Genomic DNA, 26,272 nt, shown 5'->3' with positions numbered 1-26,272 from the left:
CCGCCCTTCGTTCCTGCTGCAACCATAGCGACAGATGACCGCTGTTATTGTCGTCTTGGCGCCATGGCAAGGACATAATCCGCCCTCGGCAGGGGCTCGCTTGACTCTATTATGATTTCCAATATTTCTATCATAATGGAACATTCAATTGATGCGATCGATACCGCGGTTGCCGAGCGGCTGCGCGCCCTGCGAACCCGGGGCGGCCTGACCCTGGACGAACTCGGAAACCGCTCGGGTGTGAGTCGGGCGATGATCTCGCGCATCGAACGCGGCGAGGCCAGCCCGACGGCACAGTTGCTGTCGCGGCTCTGTGCGGCGCTGGGTGTCACGCTGTCAGATTTTTTTGCCCCCGGCGACGACATGGCGTCGCCGCTCTCGCGCCGCGCCGAGCAGCCGGTCTGGCGCGATCCCGAAACCGGGTACCGGCGCCGCGCCGTCTCGCCGGCGGGCAGCCCATCTCGCGTGGAGGTGATCGAGGTGGAGTTTCCGGCCGGCGCCCGCATCGCCTATCCGCCGGAAACGGCCAGGGAGGGCATGACCCAACATGTCTGGCTGTTCTCCGGTCGACTGGAGATGACGGTCGGCGCGGCCATGCACAAGCTTGAACCGGGCGACTGCCTGTTCATGAGCATCACCGAGGGCCACATCTTTCACAATCCGGGTCCCGAGCCGGCGCGCTATGCCGTCCTGCTCGACCGCGGCCGCAACTGAGAATGGCGAGGAATACGAATGGACGGCATCTGGATGTTGGAACGGGCGGAGGCGGAACAGCGGATCGGCGAACTGGCCGAGGTGCTGGTCGACTGCGTCATGGGTGGCGCGTCGGTGGGCTTCATGGCGCCCTACGGACTCGACGACGCGATGGCCTTCTGGAGCGGTGTGATCGACACGGTGGAGGATGGCTCGACCCTGCTGTTCGCCGCCGCGGTGGATGGCCGAATCGTCGGGACAGTACAGGTCGGCATGCGACAGATGCCGAATCAGGGCCATCGCGCCGACATCAAGAAGCTGCTGGTCAGGGAAAGAGCTCGTGGCCGGGGATTGGCCCGCCGACTGATGGATCGGGCCGAGGCCGAGGCGGCGTCGCGCGGCAAGACCGTGCTCGTGCTCGACACGGCGACGGGCAGTCCCGCCGAAACCGTTTATCGCAGACTCGGATGGTCTCGGGTCGGGACAATCCCGGACTATGCGCTCAATCCCGATGGCAGCTTCTGTGCCACGACGCTGTTCTACAAGCGCGTCGGCGCCGGGAAGGTACCAGCCTAACCGGCGCCGCCGGTGCTACTCACTATCGGCGTTGCGCAGCGTCGCCAGCGTCGGCATCGAGGTGATGTTGTAGCCGGCATCGACGTAATGGATCTCGCCGGTGACACCGCTCGACAGGTCAGAGAGCAGATAGAGCGCCGAACTGCCGACATCGTCGATGGTGACCGTGCGGCGTAGCGGCGAGTTCTTCTGCTGCCAGGACAGCATGGCGCGCGCATCCGAGATACCAGCGCCCGCCAGCGTGCGGATCGGGCCGGCGGAGATCGCGTTGACGCGAATGCCGCGCGGGCCGTAGTCCCCGGCGAGGTAGCGTACCGACGCCTCCAGCGCCGCCTTCGCCACGCCCATGACGTTGTAGTTGGGCATGACGCGCATCGAACCGCCATAGGTCAGCGTCAGCATGGCGCCGCCCTCGTCCATCAACTCGGCGGCGCGGCGCGCGATCTCGGTGAAGGAAAAGCAGGAGATCACCATCGTCCGCGTGAAGTTCTCGCGCGAGGTGTCGGCGTAGAGCCCCTTCAGCTCGTTCTTGTCGGAGAAACCGATGGCATGGACGACGAAGTCGAGCTTGCCCCAGCGCTCCTTGACGGCAGCGATGACGGCGTCGACGGTTGCGGCGTCCTCGACGTCACAGGGCAGCAGAAAATCCGATCCGAGTTCGGCGGCCAGCGGCTTGACGCGCTTGCCAAGCGCCTCGCCCTGGTAGGTAAAGCACAATTCGGCGCCTTGCCCCGCCAGCGCCTTGGCGATGCCCCAGGCGATGGAGTGGTTGTTCGCGACCCCCATGATGAGGCCGCGCTTTCCGTTCATGATCCCCGTCATCTGCCGTTATCCGTTGTAGCGCTGGAACACCAGCGTGGCGTTGGTGCCGCCGAAGCCGAAGGAGTTCGAGAGCGCGATGTCGATCTTGGCGTTGTCGATGCGCTCGCGCACGATCGGCATGCCCTCGAACTCGGGGTCGAGCGTCTGGATATGCGCGCTCTCGCCGATGAAGCCGGCCTGCATCATCAGCAGGCTGTAGATCGACTCCTGCACGCCGGCCGCGCCCAGCGAATGACCGGTCAGCGACTTGGTCGACTGGATATGCGGCACCTTATCGCCGAAGACCTCGCGGATCGCGCCGATCTCCTTCGAATCGCCGACGGGTGTCGAGGTGCCGTGGGTGTTGATGTAGTCGACGTCCCCCCTCACCGTCGCCAGCGCCTGGCGCATGCAGCGCACCGCGCCCTCGCCCGAGGGAGCCACCATGTCGTAGCCGTCGGAGGTGGCGCCGTAGCCGACGATCTCGGCGTAGATCTTGGCGCCGCGCGCCTTGGCGTGCTCCAGTTCCTCGAGCACCAGCACGCCGGCGCCGCCGGCGATGACGAAGCCGTCGCGATCGACGTCGTAGGCGCGCGAGGCGGTGGACGGCGCTTCATTGTACTTCGAAGACATCGCCCCCATGGCGTCGAACAGGTTCGACATCGACCAGTCCAGATCCTCGTGGCCGCCGGCGAACATCACGTCCTGCTTGCCCCACTGGATCATTTCCGCCGCGTTGCCGATGCAGTGCGCCGAGGTCGAGCAGGCCGAGGAGATCGAATAGTTGACCCCGTGGATCTTGAACCAGGTGGCGAGCGTGGCCGACGCCGTGGACGACATCGCCTTCGGCACGGCGAACGGGCCGATGCGCTTGGGGCTGCCGTTCTTCAGCGTGATGTCGGAGGCCTCGACGATCGTGCGGGTGGACGGACCGCCCGAGCCCATGATGATGCCGGTCCGCTCGTTGGTGATGTCGCCCTCCTCCAGCCCGGAGTCGGCAATCGCCTGCTTCATCGCAACGTGATTCCAGGCACCGCCCTGCGACAGGAAGCGCATGGCGCGACGGTCGACCAGATCGGAAGTGTCGATGTTGGGAGCGCCCCAGACCTGGCACTTGAAGCCATGGTCGGCGAAATCCTTGGAAAAGCTGATCCCCGACCGGGCTTCGCGCAGCGACGCCGTGACCTCTTCCGCATTGTTCCCGATGGAGGACACGATCCCAAGACCCGTGACAACAACCCGTCTCATTGATTCTGACCTTTTCTTTTTCTGTCGCTCGATACGCGCTTTGGCCTTACTCGACCTTGTCCTTCGACAGGCCGACCCGCAGGTCGCTCGCCTGGTAGATGACCTCTCCGTCGGCCTTCAGCCAGCCGTCGGCCGTGCCGAGCACCAGACGCCCGCGCATGACGCGCTTGAAGTCGATACCGTATTCCAGAAGCTTCGTGTCGGGGCGCACCATGCCCTTGAACTTCACCTCGCCGGTGGACAGCGCCATGCCGCGGCCCGGCTCGCCAAGCCAGCCCAGGAAGAAGCCGGTCAACTGCCACATGCCGTCGAGGCCGAGGCAGCCCGGCATGATCGGGTTACCCTGGAAGTGGCAGGGAAAGTACCAATCGTCGGGGCGCACGTCGTACTCGGCGCGCACATAGCCCTTATCGAAGGCACCGCCAGTTTCGGAGATGTCGGTGATGCGATGGACCATCAGCATCGGCGGCAACGGCAACTGCGCATTGCCCGGGCCAAAGAGTTCACCGCGGCCGCAGGAGAGGATTTCTTCGTAGGTGAAGCTGGACTGCCTGGTGGTCATGGACTGTTTCTTCCCCGGTCCCAAAGTTCTTATCTGCTAGCATTTAGGGCAGGATGGGGCCGTTTTGAAGGATCGGCCCGATCCCGCACCGCTTTTGCAACGCCCGCACCCCACGGGACGCCGGCGCCATTTTCGCGTTTCGCATACATGATGACCGGCGCCACAGCTAGCCCAAAGTGCCCTCCGACGCGTCAAAGCCTTGGTTTTCCGCATGCGCCCATGGTCCGGCGGCAGCCAAACCTATTGAATCCGCCAGTTCCTAAAGTTATATCGGAGTGTCAAGATTGTTGCGGAAGATCAGCCGAGTGGATCGGGAACCCATGGCGCACACGAGAGAAATGAACATCGAAGGGCGACTGCGCGACTGCGGCCTGCGCCCGACGCGTCAGCGCATTGCGCTGGCCGATCTTCTCTTCGCCAAGGGCGACCGGCACCTGACCGTCGAGGAACTGCACGAGGAGGCGGTCGAGGCGGGCGTTCCGGTTTCGCTGGCGACGGTCTACAACACGCTGCACCAGTTCACCGAGGCCGGGCTGGTGCGGGTGCTCGCGGTCGAGGGCTCGCGCACCTATTTCGACACCAACATCTCCGACCACCACCATTTCTTCATCGAGGGCGAGAATCAGGTCCTCGACATTCCGCTCAGCAGCATCGAGATCGGCAATCTGCCGGAACCGCCCGAGGGCAAGGAAATTGCCCATGTCGACGTCATCATCCGGTTGCGCGACAAGAAGCGCTGAGCGGCGCCGATCCGCCACAGCCGATAATGCCACCTTTGCGGCAAGGGCTCACATCACATCGTCGGGATGGCGCCCCGGGCGCGGCTTGTAGACGGGAATGCGCCAGCCGTACCGCAGCGCGCCGCCGCGGACAATGAAGGCCGCCAGCAGGCCGACGGTGGAGGCCAGCGCCAACGGCACGGCCGCCATGGTCGCAATGGTGAAGACTGCGGCCCCGGCCAGCGCCGCAGTCACGTAGATCTCCGGGCGCAGCAGCACCGACGGTTCGCCGGCGAGCAGGTCGCGCAGAATGCCGCCGGCGCTGGCCGTCATCACCCCGGTAACGATGGCGACGGCCGGCGACCCGGTCGCCGCCAGCCCCTTGGCCGCGCCCATCACGCTGTAGGACGCCATGCCGACCGCGTCGAACCACAAAAGCAACCGGTAGCGCGATTCGAACAGGTGCGCGGTGAAATAGAGAACAAGACCGACACAGGCGCAAACGAGCAGATAGACCGGATTGACCACCCAGAAGACCGGCGTCGCACCGAGGACGACGTCGCGAAAGGTCCCTCCGCCGATTCCCGTCGCGGCGGCAAGGAAGAGGAAGCCGATGACGTCCAGTTGCTTGCGGGAGGCCGACAACGCGCCGGTCGCAGCGAAGACTGCCACGCCCGCATAATCGAGCAGTTCGAGTATCGTCACACGCGTCCTCTTTCGCCAATCTCCCAACCAGCCTCGCGACAGCTTGCCAGGATAGGGTGCTGCCTAGCTCCGTGTCGCCCAGACGGCGTTCCGGCCTACTTTTGCCAGATCCTGCCATCATGGAAAGGCCCTGCATGATGTTTTCCCGCCTCGTTCCCGGCATCGCCCTCCTGCTGACGGCGATGTCGCTGGCCAGCGCCGGTCGGGCGGCCGACATCATCGACGACGCGGTCGCCTACGAGAAGGCCGAGGTGGCGCAACAGTGCAGGATCGCGACCTATGGCGAACACTTCGCCACGGTCGTCGACTTCAACAATGACGGCCTCGACGACGTCATTGCCGATCTTGGCGCGGTCAACTGCGACGGAACCGATGGCAAGCTCTGCGGCAATGTCGGCTGCCCGCACAATTTCTACGTCGGCGTCGCCGAGGGGGGCTACGTCTTCATCGCCAATGCCGACCTCTATGGCTACGAGTTGAAGAAGCGCTACGGCAACCTCGTGTTCGAAATGAAGGCCGACGCTGCCTCCTGCGGGCGTGACGACGACGAGTACTGCATCATCACCAGTCGCGTGCGCGGCCTGCGCTTCGACACGATCTCCAGAAAATAACGGCGCTCAGCCCGGCAGAAGGGCGCTCGTGCGCCCGGTCAGGTAATAGGCCAGAAGCCCGGTCCATTCCCTCAGCGCGGTGGTCGTCAGCTGCGCATTGGACGACGGCTGGGTGAAGTCCAGCCGCAGACGGACGAGGCCGCTGGTGCGATAGTCGGCGGGCCAGGGCCACACCGCCACGCCCGCCTTGCGAAACAGGCCGACCGCCCGCGGCATGTGAAACGCGGAGGTGACAAGGACACAGCGCTCGAGCGCGATTTCCGCGAGCAGGGTTCCGGTGTTCTCGACGTTCTCAAAGGTGTTGCGCGAACCGGTTTCCTGGACCAGACTGTCGCCTGAAACGCCGAAGGCCCCGAAGAAGCCCGCCGAGACGGCGGCATCGCCGGCGTACCGCCCGCTGAATGACCCGTCGCCGCCGGACACCAGGATGCGCGCATCCGGGTGGGCACGCGCCAGCCGGAGCGCCTCGACGAAACGGTCGCCGGCCTGGTTCATCTCGATGCCGCCACGCGCGGCGATGACCTCAGCTTCGAACCCGCCGCCGAGCACGATGATACAGTCCGGCGCGGCGGGCAGGCTCGCCCGCGGGAAGCGGCTTTCCAACGCCTGCAGCATGACCGAGCCGGCACTGGTGTACAGGGTGACGAAGAGAACCGCCGCCGACAGCGCCATGGACAGCAGTTGGAGCCGGCGCCGGCCCAGAAAGGCAAGTACCAATCCGATGACGATGAGAAGGAAGGCCAGCGACAGCGGCTGCGCTACCAGCCAGAAGATCTTCGATGCCAGATAGCTCACACGCGCCCCTTTGCCCTACCGCCGGCGAATCGCCGCGGTCGAGGGAAACACGACGCGTCTGCCAAGAAAAGCCCTGCCGGAGGACCGGCTCCAGCGGACGCAGGCAGCCGATCGCCTAGCGACGGCCCCACAGCACCTTGAAGCGGGCGTTGCGGCAGGCCTCGCCGCACTCCTTGAACGCCTCCGTCAGGACCGGCTCGTAGGGCAGGCCGCGATTGGCGACGAGCATCAACCGGCCGCCCGCCTTCAGCGACCGCGCCGCCATGCGGATCATCGCGGCGCCCAGCCCGTGATCGGCGGCATGGCCCTCATGAAACGGCGGGTTCATGACGATCAGGTCGTAGTGGTCGCGCGGAACTTCGCTGGTGAGGTCTTGCCAATAGAAGCGGGCCGGAACGTTCGCACTGTTTTCGGACATGTTCTCCTTGGCCGCCTGCAGCGCGTTGAAGTCGGCCTCGAACAGGTCGATGCCCCTCAAACCCGGCGCCCGCTCGGCAAGCAGCACCGAGAGATAGCCCCAGCCAGCGCCGAAGTCGGCGGCGTGTCCACGGAAATCGGTGGGGATGCGGCTCGCCAGGAGTTCCGAGCCCTCGTCCACGCGGTCGTGCGAGAACATGCCGGGAGCAGCGACGAACCGGTCATCCACGCGGACCGGGCGCGCCGCCAGGGCCCTGATCGGCTCCTCGACATCGGCGGGGCGGGTGAACCACAGCGCGACGCCATGATACTTCGGGGCGTGATCGCCATCGAAACCGTACCGGTCGAGCCGCTTGCGCAGCGACTGGATGCCATCCTCCTTGCCGCCGGCGATCAGGACCAGCCCGCCTTCACGCACGCGCCGCAGCGCTTCGGCGATGCGGCCTTCGTTCTCGCCCTTGTGCTTGCCGCACAACACCAGCGCGCCGTCGTAGCCATCGCCCTCCACCGTCGGCGTCACCGTCACGCGGGAGGCCTCGAGCGCGCGATAGTGCGACCGTAGCGGTTGCACCGCGTCAATCACCGCGGAAAAGCCCTCGGGGGGCCGTTGCCCGGCCTCGGCGCCGAGAAAGAGGTAGCGCTGGCCGTCGGCAGGCATTTCCACCAGCCCGGAGGCAAAGGGGTGGAACAGGGTCTTAAGCGCGTCGCGGCTCATAGGCGTACTCTCGTGGCGTGCGCGGGCGCCCGCGCTGTCAAAGAAAAGGGGCGCGGAACATGCCGCCCCGCGCCCCGTCAATCGGTAAGGCTAGCCTTACTCTGCGGCTTCGCCGCCGTCGCTCTTCTTCTCGGCGACGTGTTCCTTGCCGGTCGCCTGGTCGACAACCTTCATCGACAGGCGAACCTTGCCGCGCTCGTCAAAGCCCATCAGCTTGACGTACACCTTGTCACCTTCCTTGACGACGTCGGTGGTCTTGGCGACGCGCTCGCCGGACAGCTGCGAGATGTGCACCAGGCCGTCACGCGGGCCGAAGAAGTTGACGAAGGCGCCGAAGTCCGCGGTCTTGACGACCGTGCCCTCGTAGATCTGGCCGACTTCCGGCTCGGCGACGATCGAGTGGATCCACTTGCGGGCGGCCTCGATCTCCTTGCCCGAGGCGGAGGCGATCTTGACGGTTCCGTCGTCCTCGATGTTGACCTTGGCGCCGGTCTTCTCGACGATCTCGCGGATGACCTTGCCACCGGAGCCGATGACTTCGCGGATCTTGTCGACCGGGATGTTCATCACTTCGATGCGCGGCGCGAACTCGCCGAGTTCGGAGCGGCTCTCGGTGATGGCCTTGGCCATTTCGCCGAGGATGTGCAGGCGACCGCCCTTGGCCTGGTCGAGGGCGACCTTCATGATCTCCTCGGTGATGCCGTCGATCTTGATGTCCATCTGCAGCGAGGTGATGCCCGCCTCGGTGCCGGCGACCTTGAAGTCCATGTCGCCGAGGTGGTCCTCGTCGCCCAGAATGTCGGACAGAACGGCAAAGCGCTCCTCTTCCTTGATCAGGCCCATGGCGATGCCGGCGACCGGCTTTGCCAGCGGAACGCCGGCGTCCATCAGGGCCAGCGAGGTGCCGCAGACGGTGGCCATCGAGGACGAGCCGTTGGACTCGGTGATCTCGGACACGACGCGCAGCGTGTAGGGGAACTGCTCCGCCGTCGGCAGCATCGGGTGGATCGCGCGCCAGGCAAGCTTGCCGTGGCCGATCTCGCGCCGGCCCGGGGAACCCATGCGGCCCGTCTCACCGACCGAGAAGGGCGGGAAGTTGTAGTGCAGCATGAAGTTTTCCTTGTACATGCCGGTCAAGGAATCGACGTACTGTTCGTCTTCGCCGGTGCCAAGCGTGGCGACGACGATGGCCTGGGTTTCGCCGCGGGTGAACAGCGCCGAGCCGTGGGTGCGCGGCAGCAGGCCGACCTCGGCGACGATCGGACGGACGGTGACGAGGTCACGGCCGTCGATGCGGCTCTTGGTGTCGAGAACGTTCCAGCGAACGATCTTGGCCTGCAGGTGCTTGAACACCGCACCGATTTCCTCGGCGCTGTACTGCGGGTCCTCGACGCCCTCGGGCAGGAAGTGCTCCTTCACCTTCGCCTTGACGGCGTCGACGGCAGCGTAGCGCGCGGTCTTCTCGGTGATCTGGTAGGCGGCGCGCAGGCCGGACTCGGCGATCGCCAGCATCGCCTTCTCAAGATCGGCGTAGTCCTTCGGCTCGAATTCGCGCGGCTCCTTGGCGGCAACCTCGGCGAGCTTGATGATCGCGTCGATTACCGGCTGGAAGCCCGTGTGGCCGAAGGTGACGGCGCCGAGCATGATGTCTTCCGGCAGTTCCTTCGCCTCGGACTCGACCATCAGCACCGCTTCCTGGGTGCCGGCGACGACGAGGTCGAGGGTCGATTCGTCCATCTCGTCGAGATGCGGGTTCAGCACGTATTCGCCGTTGATGTAGCCGACGCGCGCACCGCCGACCGGGCCCATGAACGGAATGCCCGACAGCGTCAGCGCGGCGGAGGCGGCGACCATGGCGACAACGTCCGGGTTGTTCTCGAGGTCATGCTGCATGACCGTGATGATGACCTGGGTGTCGTTCTTGTAGCCCTCCGGGAAGAGCGGGCGGATCGGGCGGTCGATCAGGCGCGAGACGAGCGTCTCGTTCTCGCTCGGGCGGCCTTCGCGCTTGAAGTATCCGCCGGGGATCTTGCCGGCCGCGTAGGTCTTTTCCTGATAGTTGACGGTCAGGGGGAAGAAGTCCTGGCCCGGCTTCGGCGCCTTGGCCGAGACGACGGTGGCGAGAACGACGGTCTCACCGTAGGTGGCCAGAACGGCGCCGTCGGCCTGGCGGGCGATCTTGCCGGTCTCGAGCTTGAGCGGACGACCCGCCCATTCGATTTCAACCGTATGGGTATCGAACATGTCTTGTCCTTACTTGTTGCGGAGAAACGCACCGCCGCCTTGTCGGCGCGGGTGGCTCTATCCGCATTCGTGACGCATCATGGGCAAGACAACGGGAGGCTTCGCATCGCGTCGGCTTCCGCCGTCCAGGCCGGGCGCTTCCGGCCCGCCAGGCTCAGGCGGGCGCCTGAAGCATCCTGCAATCCTGCCCCATGACAAGTCATCGGTTGCTCCGCAGGTCCGGCCCATCCGGCCTGCTGGAAAAGTGGGTTCCGATCATCGGAACGGCACGGAAGATCCTTCCGTGAATGCGACTGGCGGGCGCCCCGCAAGGAACGCCCGCCAGCAAAACTCAGCGGCGGATGCCCAGCGCAGCAATCAGCTTGCTGTAGCGGGATTCGTCCTTCTTCTTGAGATAGTCAAGAAGCGAGCGTCGGCTCGAAACCAGCGTCAGAAGACCACGGCGAGAGTGATTGTCCTTCTTGTGGCCCTTGAAGTGTTCCGTCAGGTTGTTGATGCGCTCGGTCAGGATGGCAACCTGGACTTCCGGCGAACCGGTGTCGCCTTCGGTGGTGGCGTATTCCTTGATCAGCGCAGCCTTGCGCTCAGCAGTGATCGACATCGGATGATCCTTTCTTGGAACTGAGGACTTGGGTCGCCGGTTGCCGGGATGTCGTCCAGCAACGGCCATGAAAGCAGACGGATACAAGCCGCGTGCTGGCGCTGCCTATAAACCATTCACGGGGGAAAGGGAAGGCCCGTCGATCAGCCCCACCCGGCACGCCGATCCCGGGCCGTCAGACGGCCCTTACCCGGCCCCATCAGCGGCTTCGCATGCCTCATCCTTCAACCGCGACAGCGGAATCGAGACCCGCCACTCGATGCCGTCCGCATGCATGTTGCGCTCGAGGTTGGCCTGCAGCGCGATGCCGAGCATGCGCTCGAGAACGATGCTGCCGAAGCCTTTTCGGCCGTGCTCGACCTGCTCCTGGTCGATATCGGCGCCGCGCTCACGCCAGACCAGCAAGAGCCTGTCACGAGCGATGGACCAGGACAGGTCGACCACGCCGCGCTCGTTGGCGAACGCGCCGTACTTTGCAGCATTGGTCGCCAGCTCGTGCAACGCCATGCCAAGCGTCTGCGAGGTCTGGCTGTCGAGGCGCACGGACGGTCCGGCGATGCGCACGCGATCGGCATCGTCGGGCATGAACGGCTTCAGCTGGTTGCCGGCCAGTTCGGCCAGCTCAACCCCCAGCGCCGCGTTCGCGATCATCAAGTCGGTGGAACGGGCCAGCCCCGCGACCCGCTTGCGGAACGCCTCGGCAAATGCGGCGGCGGATTCGGCCGAATTGGCCGATTGATTCAGCATCGCCTGGATCACCGTCAGCTGGTTCTTCGAGCGATGCGCCACCTCGCGCATCAGGAACCGGATCTCGTTCTCGGCCTTCGCCCGGGCATCCGCCGCCTCGGAGAGCGCCTTGGACACGGTCTCCAACTCGGCAATGACCTGCTGGCGCGGCGGAACGGCTTCGCCCAACCCGAGCCGCATCGCATCGCGCGCCAGCTGCCGTACGTCGCGCGAAACCAGCCTGGCGATCAGGACGGCCGCCCCGGCGGCCAGCCCGGCGAGAATGGCGCCGCCACCGACCAGCCAGATGAAGGACGCCGTGGCCGGAGCCTCGACGTCGGCGGACCTGGCCCAGGCCACCATCTTCCAGCCGGACAGGGCGGAGAAGTCGGTCACGACGTCATAGTCGGTATCCTGGAACCGGGTATGACCGACGCCGATGCGCAGGGCCGGCACGACGGAAAGAAAGAACGGCTTGCCGACCGCGGCGCTCGGATCGGTCGAAACGACTACCGTATTGGCCTCGTCCAGCACCGCGGCATTCCAGCCCGGCGGCAGGATTCCGGGGTTCAGCGCGCGGCTCAGGTTGTCCGCGTTCTGGGTCAGCGTCAACAGGACCTGTTCGCCGGAGGCCAGCGACACCGGCAGATGAACGTTGAAGACCCATTTGCCCGCGGTCTTGCCGAAGAACAGGCCGGACACCATTGGCCGGCCGCTGACGAACGCCTTTTCCGCAGTAACCGGGTCGGACGTCGGCCCCAGCGGCGTGCCGTAGGGCACGCGCGTATTGAGCAGCTGGCGGTGGTCCCGCGCGATCACCAGCAGGAAAGCCTCCGACCCCGCCAGGGTCTTTTCTGCCTGCTGCTGCAGGCTGCGGAAATCACCGGGCGGGAGATGCTCCGAGGTGGAGATGAAGGAGAGCGTCGACAGCATCGTCGAAATCTCGCGCTCGACCACGCGCCCGACGGCGCCGGTGGAGGTCCGCAGCAGCGCATCCTGGATCCGCTCCTGCGCCTCGTTCGTGCGGTGCAGCACTATCGCGGCGAACACGAAGGCGGGGACAACCGCGAGCAGGATCAGGCTGACCAGATAGAGGGCGACCGGACGGCGCAACCGCGCCGACCAGCGCACTGCCCTGCCGGGCGAGGAGGATCGCGCGCTTCCGCCCTTCGTTTCCATGACCGTCAACCGCTGCCCTTTCCGCTCTGGCGTTGCCCTCGATCCTTTGTTGCCGATCGAATCGGCAGCCGGCCGCGGTGGGCGCCCGCTCGCCTCATTGAGCGCTCGCGGAGGGGCGAAATCAAGGTTCGGGACCAACAATACCAGACATTTAGGCCATTCCGCCCGGGACTGTTGCAATCAGGGCAACCCGGTCAGCCGGCAAACACCCGCTTCGGCCGGAACTCGCCGCCGCCGATTTCGCCGATCGCGACCAGTCGCCCGCGTGCCGTCGCATAGGCCTCGTCGGCCGAGACCGGCGCATCGCGGCCGCGCAGGATAATGGGATTGCCCATGCGCAGCCGGTGGGCCTGGTCGTCGTTGACGACGATCTGCGGCAGGCTGGAGAGCGCTTCGCTGGTATCGATCAGGAACGCGTCGAGCGCCGCCAGACGCTCGGCCTCGTCCTCGACCCCTTCCAGTGCGGACAACTCGGCCAGGGACACCATATCGTCCTCGCCAAACGGCGCCACATAGGTGCGGCGCAGTTCCGAGATGTGGCCGTAGCAGCCGAGATCGCGACCGAAGTCGCGCGCGAGCGAGCGCACATAGGTGCCCTTTCCGCATTCGACCTCGAACTTCGCCGTACCGGCGTCAGGGCAGCCGAGCAGGGTGAGCCGATGGACCTCGACCTCCCGCGCCGGGATCTCGACGGTGTCTCCGTCGCGGGCAATGTCATAGGCCCGCTCGCCGTCGATCTTGATCGCCGAGAACTGCGGCGGCACCTGCTGGATGACGCCGGTATAACGCGGCAGTAGCGCCTTGATGGCGTCGGCGCCCGGGCGTGCGTCCGAGGCGCGCGTCACCTCGCCCTCGAGGTCGTCGGTGGAGCGTTCCTCGCCCCAGGTGACGGTGAACTCGTAGATCTTGCGCCCGTCCATCACGTAGGGAACGGTCTTGGTGGCATCGCCGAGGGCGATCGGCAGCATGCCGGAGGCGAGCGGATCGAGGGTCCCGGCATGGCCGGCCTTCTGCGCCTTGAACAGCCACTTGATCTTGGAGACCGCTTCCGTCGAACCGAAGTCGAACGGCTTGTCGAGAATGAGCCAGCCCGAGATCGGGCGGCCCTTGGGCTTACGTGGTTTGGACATCGCTTCTTCTGTTATTGGTCGTCGGTGTCGTCGAGGTCGCGCGCGACCTCTGGCGAGCGGAGCAGTTCATCGATCTTCTTGTAGTTGTCGAAGCTCGTGTCGTCGCGGAAACGCACGTCCGGCATGTACTTCATCTGGCGCAACTGCGGGCCCAGCCGGCCACGGATGAATTTGGCGTTGCGATTCAACGCCTCGATGACGGAATCGTGGTCCGGCACGCCGAGCGGCGTGACGTAAGCGGTCGCGTGCTTCAGATCCGGCGACATCCGAACTTCGGAAATGGAGATCACGGTCCGCTCGAGCAGCGGATCACGCACTTCCCCGCGCTGCAGCACCTGCGTGATGGCAGCCCGGACCTGCTCGCCGACACGCAGCATGCGCTGCGAGGGGGCGGAAGAAGTTGCTCTGGTCATCGTCGTTACCTTCAAAAAAAACGAGCGCCGAAGACCGTCCGGCGCCCGCATGATAGCTGAATGAGCGAGCCGCTACAGCGTGCGCGTCACGTGCTCGACGCGGAAGCACTCGATCGTGTCGCCGGCGCGGATGTCCTCGTAGTTCTCGAAGGCCATGCCGCATTCCTGACCGGAATTCACTTCGCCGACTTCGTCCTTGAAGCGCTTCAGCGTCTTGAGCTTGCCCTCGTGGATAACGACGTTGTCGCGCACCAGGCGGACACCGGAACCGCGCTCGACCTTGCCCTCGGTGACCCGGCAACCCGCGACCTTGCCGACCTTGGTGATGTTGAACACCTCCAGGATCTCGGCGTTGCCGAGGAACGTCTCGCGCCGCTCCGGGGAGAGCAGGCCCGACATCGCAGCCTTCACGTCATCCACCAGGTCGTAGATGATGTTGTAGTAGCGGATTTCGATGCCGGCACGCTCGGCGGCCGAACGGGCCTGGTTGTTGGCACGGACGTTGAAGCCGATGATCGCGGCGTTCGACGCCTCGGCGAGCGAGATGTCCGACTCGGTGATGCCACCCGCGCCGGAGTGGACGATGCGAGCGCGGACCTCGTCGGTGCCGAGCTTCTCCAGCGCACCGGCAATCGCCTCGATCGAACCCTGGACGTCGCCCTTGATGACGAGCGGGAACTCCTTGACGCCGGAGGTCTGTAGCTGGCTCATCATCTGCTCCAGCGAACCGCGCGAACCGGACTGGCGCGCGACCTGCTTTTCGCGGGCAAGACGCTGGCGGTACTCGGAGATCTCGCGGGCGCGGCTTTCGCTGTCGACCACGGCGAACCTGTCACCGGCGGCCGGCGTGCCGGACAGGCCGAGCACCTCCACCGGCGCCGACGGCCCGGCGGCCTTGACGTGCTCGCCCTTGTCGTTGACGAGCGCGCGCACGCGCCCCCACTGGTCGCCGGCGACGATGATCTGGCCGGGGGTCAGCGACCCCTTCTGCACCAGCACCGTGGCTACGGCGCCGCGACCGCGATCCAGTTCGGCCTCGACGACGACACCCTCGGCCGTCCGGTCCGGATTGGCCTTGAGGTCGAGGATCTCGGCCTGCAGCAGAATCGCCTCCAGCAGCTTGTCGAGGTTGGTGCCGTTCTTCGCCGAAACCTCGACGTCGAGCACCTCACCGCCCATCGATTCGACGAACACCTCGTGCTGCAGCAGCTGCGTGCGCACCTTCTGCGCATCGGCCGCCGGCTTGTCGATCTTGTTGATCGCCACGATCAGCGGGACGTTGGCCGCCTTGGCGTGATTGATGGACTCGATCGTCTGCGGCATCACACTGTCGTCGGCAGCGACCACGAGGATCGCGATGTCCGTCGCCTGCGCGCCACGGGCACGCATCGCGGTGAAGGCGGCGTGGCCGGGCGTATCGATGAAGGTGATCTTGTTGCCGTCGTGCTCGACCTGATAGGCGCCGATATGCTGGGTGATGCCGCCGGCTTCGCCGGCCACCACGTTCGCGTGGCGGATTGCATCGAGCAGCGAGGTCTTGCCGTGGTCGACGTGACCCATGATCGTGACGATCGGCGGACGCGGCTGCAACTCGGCCTCGTCGTCGGCGACATTGAAGATGCCCTCCTCGACGTCGGACTCGGAGACGCGCTTGACTGTGTGGCCGAACTCGCCGGCGATCAATTCGGCCAGATCGGCGTCGATCAGGTCGCCCGGCTTCATCATCTGGCCTTCCTTCATCAGGAACTTGATGACGTCGACGGCGCGCTCGGACATGCGCTGCGACAGCTCCTGAATCGTGATGGTCTCGGGCAGGACGACCTCGCGCGAAATCTTCTCGCGCGTCTCCTGCATCATCGAGCGCTTGAACTTCTCCTGGCGGCGACGCATGGCCGCCAGCGAGCGACCGCGCGGCGCGCCGTCCTCGTCGGATGCCGTGGTGAGCGTCAGCTTGCCCTGACGACGGCCCTCGTCGCTCTTGGGACGGGCCGGAACCTTGGCCGGCTCGGGCCGGGTGAGCTTGCCGCGCGCCGGAGTGCTGGGGCCGCGTGCGGTGCGCGCCTCGCTCTCCTCGGTCTCCGGCCGGCGTGCACGGGCACCAGCGGCGGCAGCGGCCGCCGGGACCGCCGGGCGGGCAGCCTGCGGCTGCGGCGCGGCGACCGGCGCAGCTACGGAAGCCACGGCCGGCTCTTCGACCTGCGTCTCACCGCGCGCCTCGGCGGCGGCGCGGCGCTCGGCCTCTTCCTTCTCGCGCTGAACGCGGGCCTCTTCCTCGGCCTTGCGCCGGGCCTCTTCCTCGACCTTGCGACGTGCCTCCTCCTCGGCACGGCGGCGCGCATCCTCGACTTCACGCACCTGGGCGTCGGCCAGCGCCTTGCGGCGGGCCTCGATCTCTTCCGGCGAAAGCTGGTTCAGCACGACGCCGACGCGCGGGCGCTGCGTTTCCTGACGCGGCGGCTGCGCCGGCTGCTGACGCACCGGCTGCTCGGCAACGCGCGGCGCGGGCGCCGGCGTGTGGACCGGCGCACGCTCGTCCTCCGGACGCGACGGACGCCGCTTGCGGGTCTCGACCACGACGGCTTTCGTGCGGCCGCGGCCCATGTCCTGACGCACCGTACCCTGCTGAACGCCCGAGGGCTTCAGGGTCAGCGTCTTCTTGCCCGCTACGCTGATCGTCTTGTCGTCTTTGTTGTCGGTCATTCGTTTCCGTTCCGTTGGATCAGGATCGAATGCGTATCATCCGACCCCGTCGTTCAAAATGTACCTGACGCGCCTGGCGCCGGTTTCGGCCGGTCACCCGCGTCATGGCTCTGGCTGGTGAGCGTCGCCTGTCGCCCGAACCGAGCCGTTGCCCCGGTATCTTTCGAGCATGATTGCGCGCTTCACTACACCCTCACCCGCCTGCCCTGCAAGCGCGCAAGCATGGATAAAAGCATTCTGGCCCAAAAGCCCCTCCATTTCCGCCTCGGTTGCGAAGCGGAACGAGGGAATCTCGGTTTCCTCATCGGCGGCAAACATTTGTGCCCGCCGCGCCTGGTCGATCTTGCGCACGCCGTCGGCCGCCGCGTCGGCGGCGTGGAAGACGGCGATCGCCGCACCGGCGCGCACCGCCTTGTCGACGTTCATGCCGCCAGTGACAAACTGGCCGGCCTTGCGGGCCAGGTTCATCATTCCCGACAGCTGCGCCAGCAGCAGCCTGTCGACCTCCTGGCCGAGATCGGCCGGGGCCGTGACCTCTGCCTTCAGCGCCCGGGCGAAAGCCTTCTTCGCAACGGCCCGGTCGACCAGCGCCCGCTCCGCCTTGACCCAGCAGCCGCGTCCCGGAAGCTGGCGCTTCAGGTCGGGTACGATGCGACCGCCGGGACCGGCGACAAAACGGATCATCGCGTCGGGATCGCCGCTCTCGCGGGTCACGATGCACATGCGGCCGTTGTCGCCGTCATCCTTCTTCCTGTTTTCGGGCAACGGCATCTGGCTGCTGCTTCCCTCGAGCGAGGACGCCGGTCAGGCGTCCTGCTCCGCCCCTTCCACGACTTCCACCGGGGCGTCCTCGACGGCGAGATCCTCTTCGGTGATCCAGCCTGCGGCGAGCCTGGCTTGTACGATCATCGCCTCGGCCTCGGCACGCGAGACCTCGAACTTCGAGAACAGGCCCTCGAACTTCTTGGTCTCGCCGTCCTTGCGCTCCGTCCAGCCAACGAGGTCGTCGGCGGCGCAGCCGGCGAAATCCTCGATCGTCCTGATGCTGTCCTCGCCGAGGGCGACCATCATCGGCGAGGTCATGCCGTCGATGCCGCGCAGGTCATCGGAGACGCCGAGCTCCTGGCGCCTTGCGTCGGCCTCGGCCTCCAGTCGATCGAGATACTCACGCGCGCGGGTCTGGATTTCCGTCGCCGTGTCCTCGTCGAAGCCGTCGATCGAACTGATCTCGTCGAGGTCGACATAGGCCAGTTCCTCGACCGCGGCGAAGCCTTCGGACGCCAGCACCTGACCAACCATCTCGTCGACGTCGAGCGCGTCCATGAACAGCGCGGTCCGCTCATTGAATTCCTTCTGGCGGCGTTCGCTCTCCTCCTGCTCGGTCAGGATGTCGATGTCCCACCCCGTCAACTGCGAGGCGAGACGGACGTTCTGGCCGCGGCGGCCGATCGCCAGCGACAGCTGCTCGTCCGGCACGACCACCTCGATGCGTTCGGCGTCCTCGTCGAGCACGACCTTGGCCACTTCGGCCGGCTGCAGCGCGTTGACGATGAAGGAGGCAGGATCCTGCGACCAGGGAATGATGTCGATCTTTTCGCCCTGCAGCTCGCCGACCACGGCCTGGACGCGGGAACCGCGCATGCCGACGCAGGCGCCGACCGGGTCGATCGACGAATCGTTGGAGATGACGGCAATCTTGGCGCGCGAACCCGGGTCACGGGCGACCGACTTGATCTGGATGATACCGTCGTAGATTTCCGGCACCTCCATGGTGAAGAGCTTCACCATGAATTGCGGATGGGTGCGCGACAGGAAGATCTGCGGACCGCGCTGCTCGCGGCGAACGTCGTAGACAAAGGCTCGGACCCGGTCGCCATAGCGCATGTTCTCGCGCGGGATCATCTCGTCGCGACGGATGATGCCTTCGCCACGACCGAGGTCGACGATGACGTTGCCATATTCGACGCGCTTGACCGTGCCATTGACGATCTCGCCGACGCGGTCCTTGTACTCCTCGTACTGGCGGTCCCGCTCCGCCTCGCGCACCTTCTGCACGATCACCTGCTTGGCCGACTGCGCGGCGATGCGCCCGAAGTCCATCGGCGGCAGCGGGTCGGCGATGAAGTCGCCGATCTTGGCGTCGGGATTGCGGTCGCGGGCCAGCTCCAGCGGAATCTGGGTGGAGTAGTCCTCGGCGTGCTCTACGACCTCCAGCAGGCGCTGCAGCCGGATCTCGCCGGTCTTGGCGTTGATGTCCGCGCGGATGTTCGATTCCGAGCCGTAGCGCGAGCGGGCGGCCTTCTGGATGGCGTCGGCCATCGCGGCCAGAACGATTTCGCGATCGATGACCTTCTCGCGGGCCACGGCATCCGCGATCTGCAGAAGTTCGAGCCGGTTAGCACTGACTGCCATTGTCTCAAGTCTCCGTTGTCGTGCCGGGCTCCGTCGCCGGCTTCAGGGGAGCGCCGGGCGCTCCATTTTCGTCCTCTCCGCCACACCTCGCGGGCAAGAGACCCGCAAGCCACGGCGCACTCACATTCTACTCGGCTTCGTCGCCGTTCTGATTGGCAACCTCGGCCTTGGCAAGCTTGTCGGCCCGCAGCGCGTCGCGGATCAGGTCGTCGGTCAGAATCAATTTCGCCTCGGCCAGCGCCGTGAACGGGATCGACACCGTCGGCTCCTCGCCATAGGCCGGCTGGTCGCGCTCGATGGTGAACCCTTCGGCATCGGCAGCGACGATCTTGCCGCGGAAGCGCTTGCGGCTGCCGACCATGATCGACGTCTCGCATTTGACCAGATGACCAAGCCAGCGGGAAAAGTCGGACTTGCGAACCATCGGGCGGTCGATGCCCGGAGACGACACCTCGAGATGATACGCCTTGTCGATGGGATCCTCAACGTCGAGCACCGGCGAGACCGCCACCGACACGGCCTCGCAATCCTCGACGGTCATCGTGCCGTCGCCGCGCTCGCACATGATCTGCAACGTCAGACCGTTCTGGGCCGAGAGCCGTACGCGTACCAGCCGATAACCGAGTTGCTCCAGCGTCGGCTCGATGATCTCGGCCACCCGCCGGTCGAGGCCCGTCTCCACGATCAACCGCGGCTCGCTTTGTTGTTCCGTCATTGTCGCAACCCCTACCGGTGACAATCCCGCGACGAGACGATCCGGTGTTCAGGCCCCGGGACGCCAGCCTATCAGGGCGGCGCGACGCTCCGGAGCAACGTTCATCATGCGCTTGACCGGGGCAATAAAAAAGAGCGGGTCCCCGGGGGCCCACTCTTCATCTGTCCGATCAAGAATATGGGGCTGATATATACAGGATCGGGCGCAATTGCAAGATCGGCACGCCGCACGACGGGATCCGGCCATTGCTGCGGTTTTTCTTGCCGACTCTTTGCACCTCGCTATCTTGGTCGCGCGAGCAAATCAGCATAGGTGAGACCGGACGGTGCCCGACCGCAAATCCCCCCTCGCGCCGTTCAGGCACGGAACCTTCCGGCTTATCTGGTCGGCCAGCCTGATCTCCAATTTCGGCGGACTGATCCAATCGGTCGGCGCGGCCTGGATGATGGCCTCGATCTCCAGCTCCGCCAATATGGTGGCGTTGGTGCAGGCCTCGACCGCCCTGCCGATCATGCTGTTCTCGCTCGTCTCGGGCGCGCTGGCCGACAGCTTCGACCGCCGGCGGATCATGCTGGTCGCGCAAACCTTCATGCTCGCCGTTTCGGTGACCCTGACGTTGTGCACCTGGTCCGGACTGGTCACGCCCTGGCTGCTGCTCGCCTTCACCTTCCTGATCGGCTGCGGCACGGCGTTGAACAATCCCGCCTGGCAGGCCTCGGTCGGCGACATGGTGCCCCGCGAGGACCTACCGGCGGCGGTCGCGCTCAACTCGATGGGCTTCAACCTCACCCGCAGCGTCGGCCCCGCGGTCGGCGGCGCCATCGTCGCCGCGGCCGGCGCGGCGGCCGCCTTTGCAACCAATGCCCTGAGCTACATCGCGCTGCTGTTGGCGCTGCTGCGCTGGCGGCCGCAACGCCCGGAAAGCCCGTTGCCGCGCGAGACCTTCGGACGGGCGATTTTCGCCGGCCTGCGCTACGTGTCGATGTCGCCCAATATCGGCAAGGTGCTGCTGCGCGGCTTCGCATTCGGCCTGTCCAGCAGCGCCATCCTCGCTTTGCTGCCGCTGGTCGCGCGCGACCTCGTGGCAGGCGGCCCGCTCACCTACGGCGTCCTCTTCGGCTGTTTCGGCGCGGGCGCGATCGGCGGGGCTCTCGCCAGCGCGCGGCTGCGCGAGACCATGTCGAGCGAGACGATCGTGCGCGGCGCCTTCGCCGGTTTCGCCATCAGCGCCACCGTCGCCGCGATCAGCGGCCATGCGCTGCTGACCGGCCCCGCCCTGATGCTGGCCGGGGCGTGCTGGGTAATGGCGCTGGCGCTGTTCAACACCACCGTGCAGCTCTCGACGCCGCGCTGGGTGGTGGCGCGGGCGTTGTCGCTGTACCAGACCACCACATTCGGCGGCATCGCGGCGGGCAGCTGGATCTGGGGTGCGGTCGCGGACGCGCAAGGGGCCGCAAATGCCCTGCTCTGGGCCGCCGTCGCCATGCTTGCCGGCATGGCGCTCGGGCTGCGCTATCCCCTGCCGCAGTTCGAATCGCTCAACCTCGATCCCCTCAACCGCTTCAGCGAGCCGCAACTGCCGCTCGACCTCAAGCCGCGCAGCGGCCCGATCGTCGTCCTTATCGACTACGAGATCGCCGACGAAGACATCCAGGCCTTCCTGACGGCGATGACCGAGCGCCGGCGGATCCGCATTCGTGACGGGGCCGGCCAATGGACGCTGATGCGCGACCTCGAGAACCCCACGATCTGGACCGAGACCTACCACGTGCCGACCTGGATCGAGTATGTCCGCCACAACCAGCGGCGCACCCAGGCGGATGCGGAGAACGGCGACCTCCTGCGCGCCCTGCACCGCGGCCACCAGCCGCCGCGCGTGCACCGCATGATCGAGCGGCAGACCATTCTGCCGACCGAATACGAGCGTTACAGGCGGGACGTCGACCTGCACCACTAGCGTCGCAGGAGGGACTAGCGCAGTCGCGCTTTCAGCGACGCGTCGGGGAAGCAGGTCGGAGCCAGACCCGCCTTGGACTGCCAGTCGCCCAGCGAACGGCGGGTCTTGTAGCCGGGCAGCCCGTCGACCTTGCCGACGTCGTAGCCCTTGACCACGAGCGCTTCCTGCATCGAAAGAACGTCGGAGCGCAGCATCTTGCCGACGTCGCCCCAGGGGGCGCGGAACGCGCCGCTGCCATAGGCTATGCGGTCGGCGAGGTTGCCGATGTAGAGCGCGTAGAGATCGGAATTGTTGTATTCCTTCAGCACGTAGAAGTTCGGCGTAACAATGAACTCCGGACCGTGCGTGCCGGCAGGTACGAGCATCATGCCGGGGGCGCGCTCCTCCGCCTGCGGAAAGGGTTTCCCCGAGACCCGGCTGATGCCGGCCGACGCCCACTCGCCGATCGGCCTGGCGCGGTCCGGGCCCTCCTGCGCACAGGAGACTCCGGCCGGGATCACGACTTCATAGCCCCAGTCGCGACTGGGCTCCCACCCCTTCCGGCTCAGGTAGTTGGCGATCGAGGCAAGGCTGTCCGGAACCGAGTCCCAGATGTCGCGCACGCCGTCGCCGTCGAAGTCGACGGCAAACTGGAGGTAGCTGGTCGGCATGAACTGGGGCTGGCCCATTGCCCCCGCCCACGACCCCTTCAGCTGCGCCGGCGTGCGGTCGCCGCCGTCGATGATGTGCAGGGCCGCGATCAGCTCGCGGCGGAACATGTCCTTGCGCGTCGACATGAAGGCCTTGGTCGCCAGCACCTCGACCGCGGAATGCGGGATCGCGGCCCGTCCGAAACCGGATTCCCGCCCCCAGACGGCCAAGATGATCTCCCCGGGCACGCCATAGGCCCGCTCGACCTTCTGCAGGGTGGCCGCGTGGGTCTTGGCCAGCGTACGCCCACTCGCCGCCAGCCCCTGCAACCGCTTTTCGGAGAAATAGGCGCCGGGCGAGGAGAATTCCGCCTGGCTCTGCTTCTTCTCCTTCTTCGGCGCGGCGCCGGGCGGGACAAGGTCGGGCAGATCCCAGTTCAGTTGCACACCCTTGAGCGCGGCCGTGAAAGCGGATCTGGACACGCCGGCCTTGGCCGCCTCCGGCCAGAGGTCCGCCTCCAGCCAGGCCTGAAACTGGCGCGCGACATCCGCCTTTCCCTGCGCCCCCGCCGGCAGGGCCGGCAGCACGGCAAGGACGAAGGCCAGCGCCATGCGGGCGGTCCAGGGTAAGAGGTTCGTCTGCATCGCCGCTCCTTCGGTCAGATCGTCGTGCGTGCCCGCAGCGCCGCCGTCAGCGTGCCCTCGTCGAGATAGTCGAGTTCGCCACCGACCGGCACGCCATGCGCGAGTCGGGTGATCTTCACCTCCAACCCCTGCAACTGATCGGTGATATAGTGGGCAGTGGTCTGGCCCTCGACGGTGGCGTTGACGGCTATGATGAGTTCGCGCACACCGCCTTGCGAGACGCGGTTGACCAGGCCGCGGATATTGAGGTCTTCGGGCCCCACCCCGTCCAGCGGCGACAGCGTGCCGCCGAGCACGTGATAGGCCGCGTTCATGGCGCCGGCGCGCTCGAGCGCCCAGAGGTCTGAAACGTCCTCGACGACGATGATCACCGACTGGTCGCGGCGTTCGTCGGTGCAGACAGTGCATGGGTCAACCGTGTCGACATTGCCGCAACTGGAGCAGATGCGCACTTTGCGATGGGCCTCGCCCATCGCCTCGGCGAGCGGACCGAGCAGTTGGTCCTTCTTCTTCACCAGATGGAGCGCGGCGCGCCGCGCAGACCTCGGCCCGAGCCCGGGCACCTTGGCCAGAAGCTGGATGAGTTTTTCGATTTCCGGGCCGGTGACTCGTTTTGCCATGCGCGGTTTCTACCGCATATCCCTTTCGAACGGAAACCGCGAATTTGGAGCGCCGACGCGTTTTGGCCCCCGGCCGCCTCGACACCCCATCGACGTCAATCAGGTCGCGGCGCGCGCCGTTCGGCGGCGCAAAGGGGCCAGCGTGGCAACGCTCCCAGCGCCAGACGGAATGGGTCGGGCTGAACGCAGCGTCAGAACGGCATCTTGAAGCCTGGCGGGATCGGCAACCCGGCCGTCAGCGCCTTCGTCTTCTCGGCGGCCACCGCCTCTGCCTTGTCCTTGGCGTCCTTGTGGGCCGCAACGATCAGGTCCTCCAGGATCTCGACGTCGTCCTCCTTGAACATGGACGGGTCGATCTTCAGCCCCTTCATGTTGCCCTTGCCGTCGAGCGTGACGGTGACGAGCCCGCCTCCGGAGGTACCGTCGACGGAGAGCGCGGCGATTTCCTCCTGCATCTTCTCCATCTTGGCCTGCATTTCCTTGACCTTGCCCATCATGCCCATGATGTCGCGCATCGGCCGCTCCTTCCGTTCTTGTCTGACTGTCAAAACTCGATGTCGTCGCCGGGCAGAATGTCGCCTTCGGCCGATTCCGCCGCCGAAGCGACTTCGATCGTTTCCTCGTCCATCTCCGGCGCCTTGATTCGCACGTCCGTGATCCTGGCGCCGGGGAAGCGCTGCAGGATTGCCGCTACGTCGGGATCCTGGCGCGCATCGGCGACGCGCTCTTCCTGCGCCTTGGCCTCGGCCTCGGCCAGCGTCAGCCCCGCGGCCTCGCGCGAGACGATCACCATCCATCGGATGCCGGTCCATTCCTCCAGCCGCCGCTGCAGGTCCCCGACCAGCGCCTTCGGCGCGTCGTCGGAAAGGCCGATCTCCGCACGGCCCGGCTCGAACTTTCCAGGGCGCACGAAGGTGCGCACCAGCGCCCGCAGGCGAATGTCGCGATTCCTGGTGCAAAGCTCGGCAATGTCTTCGAGCGACCGGACCGGAACCTTCGGGGTCGGCGCAGGATCGGCCACCTCCGTCCGCTGTTCGATCGCCGGCGACACCTGCCGATCGGCATCGCCGGCCGGAACGGCGCGCAACATGGTGGCCGCGCCGCCGGCGCGCATCGTCGGCTGGTCGCGCTGCGGCGCAACCGCCGAGACCGGGGAACCTGTGGTCGCCTGCGGACCGCCGGCAGGGGTCCTGCCGGCCGGTGCGCGCTGGCCGTTTCCGCTGTCGGGCGCGCCGTTGGCCAGTTCCGCCAGACGCCGGGCCGCGTCTTCCGGCGCCGGCAGATGGGCGGCATGCGCCAGCCGGATCAGCACCATCTCCGCCGCGCCGGCCGGCCGGCTCGACGCCTCGGCCTCGGGAATGCCCTTCAACAGCATCTGCCAGATGCGCGACAGCGCGGACACGGCAACGCTCTGCGCCAGCTCGGCGCCACGCACGCGCTCGATCTCGCTGAGCGACTGGTCGCCGGCCGCGTCCGGCACGTATTTCATGCGGGTCACGAGATGGGTGAAGTCGGCGAGATCGGTCAGCACGACCGGCGGGCTGGCTCCGGCCTCGTACTGGGACGCGAACTCGGCCAGGGCGGCGGCCACGTCGCCGCGGACAATATGGGTGAACAGGTCGACGATGCGGGCGCGGTCGGCGAGGCCGAGCATGGCGCGCACGGCGACCGCCTCCACGACGCCACCGCCATGGGCGATCGCCTGGTCGAGCAGCGACAGCCCGTCACGGGCCGAGCCTTCGGCGGCGCGGGCGATCATGGCCAACGCGTCGGGCTCGGCCTGAATGCCTTCCTTCTGCAGGATAGTGGTGAACAGTCCGACGAGGTCGGTCGCGGCGATCCGGCGCAGGTCGAAGCGCTGGCAGCGCGACAGCACGGTGATCGGGACCTTGCGGATCTCCGTCGTGGCGAAGATGAACTTCACGTGCTCGGGCGGCTCCTCGAGCGTCTTCAGCAGGCCGTTGAAGGCCTGCGTCGAGAGCATGTGCACCTCGTCGATGATGTAGACCTTGTAGCGCGCCGACACCGGTCGGTAGCGCACCTGCTCGATGATCTCGCGGATGTCGTCGATGCCGGTATGGGAGGCCGCGTCCATCTCGATGACGTCGACGTGCCGGCCCTCCATGATGGCCTGGCAGTGCTCGCCGGGCACCCTGAGGTCGATCGTCGGCCTGTCGACCTCCGGCGTCCGATAGTTGAGCGCCCGCGCCAGGATGCGCGCGGTCGTCGTCTTGCCGACGCCGCGGACGCCCGTCAGCATGTAGGCCTGGGCGATGCGGCCGGTCTCGAAGGCGTTGGTCAGGGTGCGGACCATCGGCTCCTGGCCGACCATCAGGTCCGTGAAGTCCTTGGGACGGTACTTTCGCGCCAGGACGCGGTAGGCAGCGGGCTTTTCACCTGACGGAAGTGGAATGTCGTCGCTCATCGCCCCTGCCGCATCGACTGAAATCGCGTCCCGA

24 protein-coding genes are annotated in these 26,272 nt (G+C 66.3%); 5 read left to right on the top strand and 19 right to left on the bottom strand.

The features are described 5' to 3' along the window. Positions 1–135 precede the first annotated feature (135 nt). Both ACXAGF_RS00920 and ACXAGF_RS00915 read left to right on the top strand, forming a co-directional pair. Entirely contained in the window at positions 136–714 is a 579-nt protein-coding gene (locus tag ACXAGF_RS00920; protein ID WP_475013770.1) for a helix-turn-helix domain-containing protein, read from the top strand. A gap of 18 nt (positions 715–732) precedes the next feature. Beyond that, positions 733–1,269 (top strand): GNAT family N-acetyltransferase, encoded by a 537-nt coding sequence (locus ACXAGF_RS00915; protein WP_475013768.1) that lies wholly within the window; start codon positions 733–735, stop codon positions 1,267–1,269. 15 nt (positions 1,270–1,284) lie between these two features. Here the strand turns inward: ACXAGF_RS00915 and fabI are convergent, their stop codons facing one another. Genes fabI through fabA form a run of 3 tightly spaced genes read right to left on the bottom strand, consistent with a single transcriptional unit; the run spans position 1,285 to position 3,880 of the window. Then, positions 1,285–2,091 carry an enoyl-ACP reductase FabI gene (fabI, locus tag ACXAGF_RS00910; protein WP_475013766.1) on the bottom strand — a complete coding sequence of 269 codons (807 nt, stop codon included), beginning with the start codon at positions 2,089–2,091 and terminating at the stop codon, positions 1,285–1,287. A gap of 6 nt (positions 2,092–2,097) precedes the next feature. Then, positions 2,098–3,318, bottom strand: coding sequence for a beta-ketoacyl-ACP synthase I (gene fabB, locus ACXAGF_RS00905; RefSeq protein ID WP_475013765.1), 1,221 nt, complete (start codon positions 3,316–3,318; stop codon positions 2,098–2,100). A 46-nt stretch (positions 3,319–3,364) separates the two neighbouring features. After that, positions 3,365–3,880, bottom strand: coding sequence for a 3-hydroxyacyl-[acyl-carrier-protein] dehydratase FabA (fabA, locus tag ACXAGF_RS00900; protein ID WP_475013763.1), 516 nt, complete (start codon positions 3,878–3,880; stop codon positions 3,365–3,367). Between the two features lie 320 nt (positions 3,881–4,200). Here fabA and irrA point away from each other — a divergent pair, with 320 nt between their 5' ends. Continuing rightward, entirely contained in the window at positions 4,201–4,620 is a 420-nt protein-coding gene (gene irrA / locus ACXAGF_RS00895) for an iron response transcriptional regulator IrrA (RefSeq protein ID WP_475013761.1), read from the top strand. 48 nt (positions 4,621–4,668) lie between these two features. Here the strand turns inward: irrA and ACXAGF_RS00890 are convergent, their stop codons facing one another. Beyond that, a complete protein-coding gene (locus ACXAGF_RS00890) occupies positions 4,669–5,304 on the bottom strand; it encodes a trimeric intracellular cation channel family protein (protein WP_475013759.1) in 636 nt (211 codons plus the stop codon). Between the two features lie 134 nt (positions 5,305–5,438). On the opposite strand from ACXAGF_RS00890, the gene ACXAGF_RS00885 reads away from it, so the two are divergent. Then, positions 5,439–5,915: a hypothetical protein gene (locus ACXAGF_RS00885; protein ID WP_475013758.1), complete on the top strand. Its 477-nt coding sequence runs from the start codon at positions 5,439–5,441 to the stop codon at positions 5,913–5,915. Positions 5,916–5,921: 6 nt separating this feature from the next. On the opposite strand, the gene ACXAGF_RS00880 is transcribed toward ACXAGF_RS00885, so the two are convergent. The 11 genes from ACXAGF_RS00880 to rimP form a co-directional block, all read right to left on the bottom strand. Further along, positions 5,922–6,710, bottom strand: a complete 789-nt coding sequence (locus ACXAGF_RS00880; RefSeq protein ID WP_475013756.1) for a YdcF family protein — start codon at positions 6,708–6,710, stop codon at positions 5,922–5,924. Positions 6,711–6,825: 115 nt separating this feature from the next. Next, a complete protein-coding gene (locus ACXAGF_RS00875; protein WP_475013755.1) occupies positions 6,826–7,842 on the bottom strand; it encodes a class I SAM-dependent methyltransferase in 1,017 nt (338 codons plus the stop codon). Positions 7,843–7,938: 96 nt separating this feature from the next. After that, a complete protein-coding gene (gene pnp / locus ACXAGF_RS00870) occupies positions 7,939–10,086 on the bottom strand; it encodes a polyribonucleotide nucleotidyltransferase (RefSeq protein ID WP_475013754.1) in 2,148 nt (715 codons plus the stop codon). Positions 10,087–10,417: 331 nt separating this feature from the next. Beyond that, complete coding sequence (gene rpsO, locus ACXAGF_RS00865; RefSeq protein WP_475013752.1) at positions 10,418–10,687, bottom strand: 30S ribosomal protein S15; 270 nt, start codon at positions 10,685–10,687, stop codon at positions 10,418–10,420. 186 nt (positions 10,688–10,873) lie between these two features. After that, a complete protein-coding gene (locus ACXAGF_RS00860) occupies positions 10,874–12,592 on the bottom strand; it encodes a sensor histidine kinase (protein ID WP_475013751.1) in 1,719 nt (572 codons plus the stop codon). A gap of 194 nt (positions 12,593–12,786) precedes the next feature. Beyond that, on the bottom strand, positions 12,787–13,722 hold the full coding sequence (truB, locus tag ACXAGF_RS00855; protein WP_475013750.1) for a tRNA pseudouridine(55) synthase TruB: 936 nt from the start codon (positions 13,720–13,722) through the stop codon (positions 12,787–12,789). 11 nt (positions 13,723–13,733) lie between these two features. Continuing rightward, complete coding sequence (gene rbfA, locus ACXAGF_RS00850; protein WP_475013748.1) at positions 13,734–14,135, bottom strand: 30S ribosome-binding factor RbfA; 402 nt, start codon at positions 14,133–14,135, stop codon at positions 13,734–13,736. 72 nt (positions 14,136–14,207) lie between these two features. Then, the gene (gene infB / locus ACXAGF_RS00845) at positions 14,208–16,835 is read right to left on the bottom strand and encodes a translation initiation factor IF-2 (protein ID WP_475013746.1); all 2,628 of its coding nucleotides are present in this window, start codon (positions 16,833–16,835) and stop codon (positions 14,208–14,210) included. A gap of 102 nt (positions 16,836–16,937) precedes the next feature. Next, positions 16,938–17,606 (bottom strand): RNA-binding protein, encoded by a 669-nt coding sequence (locus tag ACXAGF_RS00840; protein ID WP_475013745.1) that lies wholly within the window; start codon positions 17,604–17,606, stop codon positions 16,938–16,940. A 33-nt stretch (positions 17,607–17,639) separates the two neighbouring features. Further along, positions 17,640–19,247, bottom strand: a complete 1,608-nt coding sequence (gene nusA / locus ACXAGF_RS00835) for a transcription termination factor NusA (protein WP_475013743.1) — start codon at positions 19,245–19,247, stop codon at positions 17,640–17,642. A 127-nt stretch (positions 19,248–19,374) separates the two neighbouring features. Further along, positions 19,375–19,962 carry a ribosome maturation factor RimP gene (gene rimP, locus ACXAGF_RS00830; protein ID WP_475013741.1) on the bottom strand — a complete coding sequence of 196 codons (588 nt, stop codon included), beginning with the start codon at positions 19,960–19,962 and terminating at the stop codon, positions 19,375–19,377. Positions 19,963–20,287: 325 nt separating this feature from the next. Here rimP and ACXAGF_RS00825 point away from each other — a divergent pair, with 325 nt between their 5' ends. Next, entirely contained in the window at positions 20,288–21,919 is a 1,632-nt protein-coding gene (locus ACXAGF_RS00825) for an MFS transporter (protein WP_475013739.1), read from the top strand. Positions 21,920–21,933: 14 nt separating this feature from the next. Here the strand turns inward: ACXAGF_RS00825 and ACXAGF_RS00820 are convergent, their stop codons facing one another. The 4 genes from ACXAGF_RS00820 to ACXAGF_RS00805 all read right to left on the bottom strand — a co-directional run bounded on the left by ACXAGF_RS00820 (position 21,934) and on the right by ACXAGF_RS00805 (position 26,238). Further along, positions 21,934–23,193 carry a lytic murein transglycosylase gene (locus tag ACXAGF_RS00820; protein ID WP_475013737.1) on the bottom strand — a complete coding sequence of 420 codons (1,260 nt, stop codon included), beginning with the start codon at positions 23,191–23,193 and terminating at the stop codon, positions 21,934–21,936. Positions 23,194–23,207: 14 nt separating this feature from the next. Next, positions 23,208–23,813: a recombination mediator RecR gene (recR, locus tag ACXAGF_RS00815; protein ID WP_475013735.1), complete on the bottom strand. Its 606-nt coding sequence runs from the start codon at positions 23,811–23,813 to the stop codon at positions 23,208–23,210. Between the two features lie 191 nt (positions 23,814–24,004). Further along, the gene (locus ACXAGF_RS00810) at positions 24,005–24,328 is read right to left on the bottom strand and encodes a YbaB/EbfC family nucleoid-associated protein (protein WP_475013734.1); all 324 of its coding nucleotides are present in this window, start codon (positions 24,326–24,328) and stop codon (positions 24,005–24,007) included. A 29-nt stretch (positions 24,329–24,357) separates the two neighbouring features. Continuing rightward, entirely contained in the window at positions 24,358–26,238 is a 1,881-nt protein-coding gene (locus tag ACXAGF_RS00805) for a DNA polymerase III subunit gamma/tau (protein WP_475013732.1), read from the bottom strand. Positions 26,239–26,272 lie beyond the last annotated feature (34 nt).

The sequence above is a fragment of the Mycoplana sp. ABR4_002 genome (assembly GCF_056159645.1).
Note: the sequence above shows the minus strand (reverse complement) of the source record. Positions and strands in the feature narration are given on the sequence as shown.